At 42.3% G+C, this 9525-nt stretch carries 12 protein-coding genes; 7 read left to right on the top strand and 5 right to left on the bottom strand.

Translation table 11 applies throughout. From position 1 onward, the window contains the following. Positions 1-98 precede the first annotated feature (98 nt). Entirely contained in the window at positions 99-1073 is a 975-nt protein-coding gene (locus V7L29_RS15815; protein WP_334736081.1) for an alpha/beta hydrolase, read from the top strand. On the opposite strand, the gene V7L29_RS15820 is transcribed toward V7L29_RS15815, so the two are convergent. The 4 genes from V7L29_RS15820 to V7L29_RS15835 all read right to left on the bottom strand — a co-directional run bounded on the left by V7L29_RS15820 (position 1039) and on the right by V7L29_RS15835 (position 4213). Further along, on the bottom strand, positions 1039-1707 hold the full coding sequence (locus tag V7L29_RS15820; RefSeq protein ID WP_334736082.1) for an AAA family ATPase: 669 nt from the start codon (positions 1705-1707) through the stop codon (positions 1039-1041). The two genes, V7L29_RS15815 and V7L29_RS15820, sit on opposite strands and share 35 nt — an antisense overlap. Before the next feature lie 30 nt (positions 1708-1737). After that, positions 1738-1917, bottom strand: a complete 180-nt coding sequence (locus tag V7L29_RS15825; protein ID WP_334689619.1) for a hypothetical protein — start codon at positions 1915-1917, stop codon at positions 1738-1740. A gap of 9 nt (positions 1918-1926) precedes the next feature. Continuing rightward, positions 1927-2187 carry a hypothetical protein gene (locus tag V7L29_RS15830; RefSeq protein WP_334736083.1) on the bottom strand — a complete coding sequence of 87 codons (261 nt, stop codon included), beginning with the start codon at positions 2185-2187 and terminating at the stop codon, positions 1927-1929. 73 nt (positions 2188-2260) lie between these two features. Next, complete coding sequence (locus V7L29_RS15835; protein ID WP_334736084.1) at positions 2261-4213, bottom strand: protein phosphatase 2C domain-containing protein; 1953 nt, start codon at positions 4211-4213, stop codon at positions 2261-2263. Between the two features lie 233 nt (positions 4214-4446). Here V7L29_RS15835 and V7L29_RS15840 point away from each other — a divergent pair, with 233 nt between their 5' ends. The 4 genes from V7L29_RS15840 (at position 4447) to V7L29_RS15855 (ending at position 7696) form a co-directional block, all read left to right on the top strand. Next, entirely contained in the window at positions 4447-4881 is a 435-nt protein-coding gene (locus V7L29_RS15840; protein ID WP_334689616.1) for an NfeD family protein, read from the top strand. Positions 4882-5004: 123 nt separating this feature from the next. Further along, positions 5005-6012, top strand: coding sequence for an SPFH domain-containing protein (locus tag V7L29_RS15845; protein ID WP_334736085.1), 1008 nt, complete (start codon positions 5005-5007; stop codon positions 6010-6012). A gap of 60 nt (positions 6013-6072) precedes the next feature. Beyond that, complete coding sequence (locus V7L29_RS15850; RefSeq protein WP_334736086.1) at positions 6073-6810, top strand: hypothetical protein; 738 nt, start codon at positions 6073-6075, stop codon at positions 6808-6810. 316 nt (positions 6811-7126) lie between these two features. After that, a complete protein-coding gene (locus tag V7L29_RS15855; protein ID WP_334689613.1) occupies positions 7127-7696 on the top strand; it encodes a Uma2 family endonuclease in 570 nt (189 codons plus the stop codon). Between the two features lie 78 nt (positions 7697-7774). Here the strand turns inward: V7L29_RS15855 and V7L29_RS15860 are convergent, their stop codons facing one another. Next, complete coding sequence (locus V7L29_RS15860; protein ID WP_334689612.1) at positions 7775-8176, bottom strand: Fur family transcriptional regulator; 402 nt, start codon at positions 8174-8176, stop codon at positions 7775-7777. 144 nt (positions 8177-8320) lie between these two features. Here V7L29_RS15860 and purS point away from each other — a divergent pair, with 144 nt between their 5' ends. Together purS and purQ are read left to right on the top strand one after the other, a co-directional pair. After that, positions 8321-8599 carry a phosphoribosylformylglycinamidine synthase subunit PurS gene (gene purS / locus V7L29_RS15865; RefSeq protein ID WP_334689611.1) on the top strand — a complete coding sequence of 93 codons (279 nt, stop codon included), beginning with the start codon at positions 8321-8323 and terminating at the stop codon, positions 8597-8599. Positions 8600-8715: 116 nt separating this feature from the next. Then, the gene (purQ, locus tag V7L29_RS15870; protein WP_334736087.1) at positions 8716-9393 is read left to right on the top strand and encodes a phosphoribosylformylglycinamidine synthase subunit PurQ; all 678 of its coding nucleotides are present in this window, start codon (positions 8716-8718) and stop codon (positions 9391-9393) included. Positions 9394-9525 lie beyond the last annotated feature (132 nt).

Here is a 9525-nt window from a genome sequence, read left to right on the forward strand (position 1 = left end):
GCAGCGTCTACATGAATTGCCCCTACGGTAAATCAAGGCTTTCACTGCCTTTTTGCGTAAGTCCTGTTGTTTTTACAATGACAACTGATAAATGATAAATGAACTACAAACAATCTAAAATTCTCTTGCTAGTTTCAGTATTAACTATAGTTGGCTATAATTACTGTCAAAGTGTAACAGCAATACCACAACAGGATTTACAAACGACGCCTTCTCTTCTTCCAACCCAGCCCAATCCTAGCGATTTAGCTACTCCTTTAACTTACAAGATTGAAACCTACGATAGTCAGGTAATGGGTGCAAGTCGTACTTACGGCGTTTCTTTACCTCCTGGCTATGAGCAAAACCTAAAACAAAGCTATCCTGTAATTTTTCTTCTCCACGGTGGACATGGTAACCCCAGTGATTGGTTTATTCAGAACAAGGGACAAGCTCTTAAAACTGTAGAACAACTTTATACTACAGGTAAGTTGCCACCCAGCATCATCATCACACCAGATGGCAACGACAAACGTGGCTCTAGTCCCTACCGAGACCCTGCATATATCGATGGCCCTAACGGTAAAGTCTCCACAGCCGTGGGGGATGAGTTGGTAAAAGTTGTGCAAAGCCGTTATCGGACATTAACTAATCCAGATTTTTGGGCGATAGGTGGTTTATCTTCTGGTGGTTGGGGTGCAGTTAATGTGGGATTACACAACCTGGAGCATTTCTCGATTTTATTTAGTCATAGTGGTTATTTTCAGGATAAAAGCGGTCCAATAAATAGCCCAATATCTTATATCAAAACCATTCCTTTACAAGCTCAAAAAAGGTTGCGAATCTACCTGGATTCGGGGACATCAGATATTGATGAAATTCACGAAGCTGAAGGATTTACTAAAGTACTCAACAAACTAAAAATTTATAATTTATTTAGTCAGTTTCCTGGCAGTCACACTTGGCGATACTGGCGGAAACATTTAGCCGATTCATTGACATTTGTAGGAGAGCAATTTCGAGTTGCTAAAATAGCACATAGGGCTGATGATTTAAGTGTTAATCAGAATAAAAATACTCATAGCGGTTCTTGATTGCGTGAAGTACAATTTTGACGTATTGCCGAATGTATGATTCGACATCCTTGTGGTTTTTTTGTGGATATTCTGCTAAGTCGAGAATTTGGGAAGGTGCTTCTATTAACAAACCGGATTGTTTTCGCACGTAGGGACGGCGGGTGAGAAGGAAATAGACGCCACGCGGGAGATATCTAGGAAGATAAAAGAGATTTGAGCCTGGGGTTTGGTCGGTGGAGTCAACAGCATCTAAGGCATCAATAGCAATGATAAACTTTTGTTGAGGTTCTAGCTTGTCGCTGACTTGCTGAAGAAGGGAAGGTAAAGAGGTTTCTTGAGATGTCTGGGCAATTTGCGTGCAGATAGTAGTAATAAATTCCTCAGCGCGATTTTTGCCTGGGAGTTGGGCGTTGTAATAGAGAAGGTGGGGATTTTCTGTCACATACTTGGCGAGGATGGCACTTTTGCCGCTACCGGGTGCGCCAATTATGGTAAAGTAACCCCGGTCATGACGCTGGAGAAAGTTGGAGATGGCGGTGAAGACGAATCCACAACCAACAAAGTTTTGGCTTTTTTCGAGAATGACTTGTTGAAATTCTGTTGGGTAGGAGGGGGAATTGATTGGCGTTGGGGGTCGAGGTGAAGTGTTCATATTTTATTAGCTGAAGGGGTGACAAAGAGGCTATAAAGCAGACTGGATAAGAGCCATAGCACGTAAACCTTTATGAAAATAAGCTAGTTTACCAGACTTTAAACGCATAAATTCATAGGCTAAATCAGCCCAAAATTCCATCGCCCCTACCCATAAAATGCCATATAAACCAACCCAAAAAGCGCCATGTCGTCGGTGCGATCGCTTCACAGTATGAGTTCACCATTTAAACCGTGACTGTGAATGCAAAAACTCTCTTGAACAACATCGCTCTGAAACTGCTCCCATAAGTTGTGAAACTGCTCCCGTAAGTTGTGAAACTGTTCCCGTAAGTTGTGAAACCGTTCCCATAAGTTGTGAAGCTGCTCCGGTAAGTTGTGAAACTGCTCCCATAAGTTGTGAAGCTGCTCCTGTAAGTTGTGAAGCTGCTCCCGTAAGTTGTGAAACCGTTCCCATAAGTTGTGAAACTGTTCCCGCCATGACTTAGATAACTAACGTTGAAACATTGGTGAAAAACCTACGGTAGTTATTAATGTCAGCTACTCCCCACTCCCTATTTCCTACCCAAACACACTTGCTGCACTTTTTGGGGAAGTTGCCGACACATCTGCTGGAATCCTTGAGGATTAAATTGCCACCAAGCAAATAATCCCAGACTTGTACTTCCCACAAGCAACGCCAACACTTCCCCCAGCATTACCAAACGTTTACCCCGATTAGGTTTTGTAATTAAGATTGGTAGAATTTCTGGGCTGGTAAATGGTTCTTCTGAAAGATCCAAATCTAGATCCAAATCTAGCAGCGATCGCGAACTTTCTGTCAAAGAAGTTGGTTCCTCTTGTATTTCGGCTTCTATAATCTCTGGTGGCAACGCCAAAGTCACAGGTACTAAGTATTCTGGGGAGACACGGTAATAAGTGAGAACAACCGACGTATTATCACGCCCATTTTTTTCGTTTGCCAAGTTAATCCAGTTGCGGACAGCATCTTCAACTGTCAGTTCACCTGTTAACACGGGTATTGCATAATTTTGCCAAGATTGTTCCACCCAGTTATTATCACTTAAACCATCAGAACACAATAGCAAAATGCCATCTTCTTCCACAATAAATCGCTGAACCTTGAGACGCAAAGATTCTGCATCTCTTGTCCCTAATGCTTGAGTTAGGGCACAAGCATCTGGTTTAAGAAGTGCCTTTCGATACAAGCTTTTTCCAAAGCGGACTTCCCGCGTTGCCACATCATCATCTACTGTGAGTAGCTGACAATAATTGCGAGTAATCCAATAGGCACGGCTATCGCCAACATTAGCCAAGTAAAGTTCATGGGTATTATTTGATTGCCACCCAATACTCGTCTGCACTCGTTGTGGAACTTGCACCGCCATTACAATAGTTGTAGCCATGCGTTCTCTGCCTTGGCGTTTTTGTTCGTTATTGCGGGCACAAATCAGATTATTTACCACTCGTAAGCTTGCTTCTAGTTGTTCTTGCAACAACTCTGCTGGTACAAGTAAAGTTTGTTCTGTTACCTCTGTTAGTAAAGCGCGAATTTGCAACTTTACAGACTGCACTGCCAACTTACTGGCAACCTCGCCGCCTTCATGTCCGCCAATGCCATCGCAAACAATCGACAAGTGAGGCAATAAAAGTTCATCTAAGTCACTCAAAGCATTAGGGTAGCAAGCGTCTTCATTTTGCGCCATAACTGGGCCAATATCTGTAGAGCCTGTCACCTTTAGGACTAATGGCAATTCTGCCGCAGATGCTAGTAGTAAATTATTGAGTTGAATATTAATAGCCTCTAACTCCACCTCAGTTTCACACATCTGCTGGACTATGTTCTGTAACCCTTTGGCTACTGATGCCTTTGCAGACGCTACCCAAAACTGCCAACACTGTCCCAGATTTTGTAAACTTAGCTTTTCATCTGCTGGTGTTTGGTAGAGTTCCAACAGTCGCACACACCAACCTTGGACTCTCAAGTTGTCTACTACTAATAAACTGCGGCTAAATCCCAATTCTGATAAAGGTGTCCAAAGTTGGAGAATTTGCCACAGCCAATAAACTTGTCGTACTGCCGTTGCTTGCTCCCATGCCTCAACAATAGTTGGATAGATATTTCCTGTCTCATCTATCGGCACATTTTCCAATAACAGGATATCAGTTGTATCTTCCTGAAGGTGACGAGCAAACCCATAAACCTGGGGCAGATGCAACCGCTCTTGATATAGTCGTAGATAAGGAATTACTTCCTTTGGCAATTCTTCTGGTACATCTGGCGGCAGTCCCGGTTGAGTATCCAGCCAAATCTGGTGCTTAATTACTTCGTATCTATCTGCAACCTTTGTACCTGGTGGGATTTGAGCAGACAATGAGCCAATAGCCCAAAGATAGCGGTGAACTAAAGGAGTTTGACAACTAGCACAAACACTATCTCCCATAGGATTAATCGGGCTATTACAGCCTGGATTTATACAATAAATTATCAGTTGAGTAGAAATCATAAAAGTATAAATTTCAAAAACCAATCAACTCATGAACTTCGATTAACTTTAGCTGGCAATGACTTGAAGGCTAGAATAGACTGGATTTGTGTACCGCTAACTACACCTTGTTACTGAAATTAATCAAAATTATTGGTATAAATACCAAGTTTTGCTTTCTGTAAATAACTTACGTCTGGCTGTATCTAATCGTAGAAATGCATTTACGTCAATGTAGAGCTTAGGATGGCACTATGCCAAGTCTTACCTTAATCTGGTTTCTGGCAGGAGCAGTTTTGTGTCTAATGGAACTGTTCTTACCATCGGCGTTTGTCGCCTTGATGATGGGAATTAGCGCTTTGGTAGTGGCGCTGCTGTCTGGAGTGGGTTTGGGAAGTGTATGGTTGCAAGTTGTAGTTTGGCTATTATTTTCCACCACACTAGTTTTGCTTTCGCGTCGGTTTTTGCAACCGCGACAACGCAAATCTAAAATTCGGGATGCAGTTATAGCTGAAACCTTAACAGAAATTCTGCCTGGGAAAACAGGGCGGGTGCTGTATGAGGGAAATTCTTGGCAGGCACGATGTGACGATGACAAATTCACCCTATCACCTCATCAAAGAGTTTATGTGGTTAGGAGAGAAGGTACTACTTTGATTGTGATACCAGAAAATTTGTTGAATTCTTAGTCATTAGTTAATAGTCATTAGCCATTAGTTAAGAGTCAAGAGTAATTAGTCGTTTCTCTGCCTCGCCCCTGCCCCTTCTCCTTTCTAGTGACACCTATATAGTTAAAAATCAGGAGATTCACAATGGAACAGTTCTTTTTACTAGTCTTTTTAGCCCTTGGTGGTTCTGCTATAGCAGGGTCTGTGAAAGTTGTCAATCAGGGCAATGAAGCTTTGGTGGAAAGATTGGGTAGTTATAACAAAAAACTGGAACCAGGACTAAACTTAGTCATTCCTTTTGTAGATAGAGTTGTTTACCGAGAAACTATCAAAGAAAAAGTCTTAGATATTCCTCCCCAACAGTGCATCACCCGTGACAATGTTGGCATTGAGGTGGATGCAGTGTTTTACTGGCGCATCGTGGATATGGAAAAAGCCTGGTACAAGGTAGAAAATCTCCAGTCGGCAATGGTAAATATGGTGCTGACTCAAATTCGTGCCGAAATGGGACAACTGGAGTTGGATCAAACCTTTACTGCTCGTTCCCACATCAGTGAACTTTTATTACAGGATTTGGATGTTGCTACCGAGCCTTGGGGTGTGAAAGTGACACGGGTAGAATTGCGTGATATTATTCCGTCTCAAGCAGTGCGAGAATCAATGGAATTGCAAATGTCGGCAGAACGACGCAAACGGGCAGCAATTTTAACTTCTGAGGGGGAACGCGAAGCTGCTGTTAATAGCGCCAGAGGTAAAGCTGACGCGCAAATCCTGGATGCAGAAGCTCGTCAAAAATCGACAATTCTGCAAGCGGAAGCTGAACAAAAGGCGATCATTTTGAAAGCTCAAGCAGAACGTCAGCAACAAGTTTTAAAAGCGCAGGCGATCGCAGAATCGGCAGAAGTTATTGCCCAAAAAATCCACACTAACCCCAATGCGAATAAAGCGGTAGAAGTTTTGTTTGCTTTGGGCTATCTGGATATGGGCGCGACAATTGGTAAAAGCGATAGCAGCAAGGTGATTTTTATAGATCCGCGTTCCATTCCTGCTGCCTTAGAGGGTATACGCTCTGTCGTTTCAGATGGTCAGGTTAACTCTAACGAGTTGTTTTCTAAACAAATACCAGAATTAGAAAACAATCGTCCTAGTTAACCCTCTTCTTACCCCACTTTCTGATAGAATGTGGAACATTGGAACTACTCTCTATTACAAATGTGGTGTAAACCTTGGCGACTATTTACTGCCCGCGAAGGTGTTTGCTACATTGGTTTAGCATTTCGCCGAGCAGAAGATACAGAAAAAGGTAAAACAGCTTGTTGTGCTGCTCAAATGTTTTTAAATACGGGAGACGGAATAGTATTTCTCGGTGACTTTGGCCCCTGGTATTCACTAAAAACAAAACAATTTCAATTAAGCAAAGCCTCGGCATCCGACCTTCTAAATGGAGTATTAAGAACTTATCATGAGCTAGGAGGCAAAGAACTGACTGAGATTTTTTTACATTCACGCTCCACTATTAGTAATAAAGAATTTGAAGGTTATCAAAAAGCTTGTCCTAATGGTGTCAAACTTGTTGGTATTAGAGTACGTTCTGATAAAAGTAATGGTTTCCGTCTTTTTCGGACTGGTGAAATGCCTGTGCTGCGCGGAACATTTTTAAGGAGCAACGAGCGTTCTGGCTTATTATGGGGAAGTGGATTTAAGCCAAGGCTTGCTACCTACGATGGTTGGGAAACTCCAGCTCCTCTGCAAATTGACATTCAACATGGAGATGCTGTCATAGAACGAGTGGCACAAGACATTTTTGGGCTTACTAAGCTAAATTACAATGCGTGTCGTTTAGGGGAATCTCGGCCAGTCACCGTTGGGTTTTCTGATGCAGTTGGAGAAATCCTGATTTCAAATCCTACAGTTTCCGAGCGCAGGCCAAACTTTAAGTTTTACATTTAGTGATCGTGCCATTTTGCTAGCTTAAATCTCAAATAAAATTTCCTGTTTACATTATTGTAGTTGGATTGAGCAGTTCTCTATTTTATTCAGTGATATCTAAAAAATACGTACAGTGGAAGATTAGAGAAGAAACTTTGTGCGATATCTAACGGTAAGCTCGCGCGATATAGACATCGCCTCATATTTCATCTGGGCTATTTGATAAAATTACAATGTCTAGTCAGAGGAATGCAATGTCTACGACGGGCTACGCCTACGCATTAATTGTCGCATTCTTCTAGTGATGGAATAATCAAGTTCTGATAAGTTGAAAATTATGAAAATATCTATTCAGCCAAGCACAGTACTAAGTGTAGAAAAGTTCTTACAACTACCAGAGACAAAACCAGCAAGCGAGTATTTTAACGGGCAAGTATACCAAAAACCTATGCCGCAAGGAAAACATAGCACTTTACAAATTGAATTAGCTTCTGCCATAAATCAAGTTGCAAAACCACAAAAATTAGCTTATGCCTTTACTGAATTACGCTGCACGTTTAGCGGATTTTCGATAGTACCAGATATTGCTGTGTTTGAATGGCCAAGAATTCCCCTTGAGGCAAAAGGTAGTATTGCAAATAAATTTGAAATTCCCCCAGATTGGATAATCGAAATTCTCTCACCAGAACAATCACCCAACCGAGTTATTCGCAAAATTACATTTTCTATTCAAAATGGAGCAAAGCTAGGTTGGTTGCTCGATTCTGCTGATGAGTCAATTATGATTTTTGAACCCAACAAATTACCAGAACTAAAAGAAAACCAAGATATTTTACCCGTTTTGAGTATTTTGGAAAATTGGCAATTAACAGTTATAGACGTATTTAGTTGGTTGAGTTTTATTTGAATAAAGCATTGATTACAGCAGAATTCAGAATTCAAAAGTAAAACATGCTTTATTCCTCTCATAGAATTGGTATAACTATTAACCAATCTCAGTACCTTGATTTTCCTGGCATTGACTGCACAACCCAAAAAACTCAAGGGTGTGGTAAAAAACTTTAAACTTATGGCTGGATTCTAACTGGTCTTCTAGGTCATGAACGGGGCATTGATTAATCGGAATTGAAACACCGCATTGCAAGCAAGTTAGGTGGTGTTTGTCTTGCTGTGCTAGGCTATAGAGGGCTTCACCGTTAGCCAAATTCCGCACTTGTACCATGCCTTCGAGTTTTAAGGCATCTAGGGAGCGGTAAACTGTCGCTAAACCCATGCTCTGATTAGTATTACGTAGTTCTACGTAAATATCCTGGGCAGAAATGCCTTTTTTGACGGTTTTCAGGAGGTTGAAAATACGCTCTTGACTGCGGGTGCGTATGGCTCTCATAGACAATTATTTAAATATGCCACTGTAGTTGAAGCTGTTAGATGGGTTAATTGATCAATTAACTTTAACCGCTTCGTAATCTTATTTTCACTCAGTTGGAACAGAAAGTTATAGTATAGCGATCGCAGCATTCAGCAAAAGCCCGTGCAAACCAAGTATCTAGCCAAAATTTTCGTGACGCTTCGTGCTTCAGTTTTAGACCCCGCTGGTGTGGCTGTACAATCCGGTCTTAAGCAACTGGGATACGAAAACGTTGACCAGGTGCGGATTGGCAAGTACATTGAACTCACCATCACCTCGACTGAAGAGAAGAAAGCGCGTCAAGACCTTGATCGCATTTGTGACCAAATGCTATCAAATCCCGTAATTGAAAATTACCGCTTTGAATTAATTGAGGTCGAAACCCAAACAGGGGTATTTTAAGGACTAAGGAGTAAGGCAGCAGGGGAGCAAAAGGGATAATATCGAGTAAATCTTTCCCCTGTGCCCCTAGAGCCTCTTCCCATGACTAATGACCAATGACTAATGACCAATAACCAATGACTAAATTTGGTGTTGTTGTTTTTCCCGGTTCTAATTGCGATCGCGATGTTGCTTATGTAACCAGAGATTTGCTCTTACAACCAACTCGCATGGTTTGGCATCAAGAAACGGACATTGCTGATTTGGATGTCGTGATCATACCTGGTGGCTTTAGTTACGGGGATTATTTACGCTGCGGTGCGATCGCGCGTTTTTCACCCGTGATGCAACAGGTTGTCGAACACGCTCAAAAGGGTAAGTTTGTCCTCGGTATTTGCAATGGTTTTCAGGTATTAACAGAAGCTGGACTTTTGCCAGGGGTATTGACTAGAAATCGGGATTTGCATTTTATCTGCGATCGCGTCCCCTTGAAAGTTGAGCGGACTAATCTCTCATGGACGCAAGCTTATAGCAATAGTGAAGTTATCACTTTGCCTGTTGCCCACGGAGAGGGGCGATTCTACGCTGATGAAGCTACTCTGGCAGAAATTGAAGATAACGGGCAAGTCGTGTTTCGCTATGAAGGGGAGAATCCCAACGGTTCACTCAACAACATTGCCGGGATTTGCGATCGTCAGGGCAATGTGTTGGGGATGATGCCGCACCCAGAAAGGGCGTCAGACGCGATGCTAGGGGGTAGTGATGGCTTGAGGTTGTTTCAGGGCTTGCTAGAGAAAATAGCGGCATTAGCGTAGAGCAAATGTCGAGCGAGGATGTTGGGCCAGATAGCGATCGCGATCTGAAAGATAGATGAACAAGAAGCAGGGGGGAAGGGAGCAGTTCTTGCAGGAGGAATGCTCCTTCCTCCCTGCCGCGAATAAGATTTT

It is taken from the genome of Nostoc sp. (assembly GCF_036916575.1).
Taxonomy (GTDB): Bacteria; Cyanobacteriota; Cyanobacteriia; order Cyanobacteriales; family Nostocaceae; genus Nostoc.

Excerpts from the sequence above, each read along its gene's own strand:
- V7L29_RS15860 (WP_334689612.1), bottom strand. The coding sequence starts at position 8,176 with ATGAGAGCCATACGCACCCGCAGTCAAGAGCGTATTTTCAACCTCCTG.
- V7L29_RS15845 (WP_334736085.1), top strand. The coding sequence starts at position 5,005 with ATGGAACAGTTCTTTTTACTAGTCTTTTTAGCCCTTGGTGGTTCTGCT.
- V7L29_RS15840 (WP_334689616.1), top strand. The coding sequence starts at position 4,447 with ATGCCAAGTCTTACCTTAATCTGGTTTCTGGCAGGAGCAGTTTTGTGT.
- V7L29_RS15855 (WP_334689613.1), top strand. The coding sequence starts at position 7,127 with ATGAAAATATCTATTCAGCCAAGCACAGTACTAAGTGTAGAAAAGTTC.
- V7L29_RS15850 (WP_334736086.1), top strand. The coding sequence starts at position 6,073 with ATGTGGTGTAAACCTTGGCGACTATTTACTGCCCGCGAAGGTGTTTGC.
- V7L29_RS15830 (WP_334736083.1), bottom strand. The coding sequence starts at position 2,187 with ATGGCGGGAACAGTTTCACAACTTATGGGAACGGTTTCACAACTTACG.
- purQ (WP_334736087.1), top strand. The coding sequence starts at position 8,716 with ATGACTAAATTTGGTGTTGTTGTTTTTCCCGGTTCTAATTGCGATCGC.
- V7L29_RS15820 (WP_334736082.1), bottom strand. The coding sequence starts at position 1,707 with ATGAACACTTCACCTCGACCCCCAACGCCAATCAATTCCCCCTCCTAC.
- V7L29_RS15815 (WP_334736081.1), top strand. The coding sequence starts at position 99 with ATGAACTACAAACAATCTAAAATTCTCTTGCTAGTTTCAGTATTAACT.
- V7L29_RS15835 (WP_334736084.1), bottom strand. The coding sequence starts at position 4,213 with ATGATTTCTACTCAACTGATAATTTATTGTATAAATCCAGGCTGTAAT.